The sequence below is a fragment of the Dellaglioa sp. CoH-57-MRSF-16 genome, assembly GCF_056782055.1.
The window spans coordinates 1-331 of the sequence record NZ_JBXAXZ010000121.1; the positions used below are offsets into that span (position 1 = coordinate 1).

General features: G+C 55.9%; 1 protein-coding gene. It reads left to right on the forward strand.

The window, feature by feature from the left end:
- Window positions 1–331: hypothetical protein (locus tag AC1RPH_RS08130; protein WP_481762080.1), on the forward strand; the 331-nt coding region annotated here is incomplete at both ends.

Consider the following 331-nt stretch of genomic DNA (forward strand, 5'->3'; position numbering starts at 1 on the left):
GTGACGTTGAGCTGAAGATCGGAGACATTCCGGATGCGGCACGCGTCGCGGCCACTGGTGATTACAACGACCTGATCAATAAGCCGGTTCCGTACTCACTGCCCGTTGCCAACACCACGACGCTTGGTGGTGTTAAGGCCTCGACAAATGGCCACATCACGATCGCTTCGGACGGTACTCTGGACATTGGGTTTGCGCCGGTCCTGAAGGTCAATAACATAACCCCAGATGCATCTGGGAATGTTTCGATCACGTTTCCGCCCGTTGTCGGTCTCGTGAATCCGACGCAGATTCCGAACGCTGCCGACCTGAATACGTACACGAGCACTGG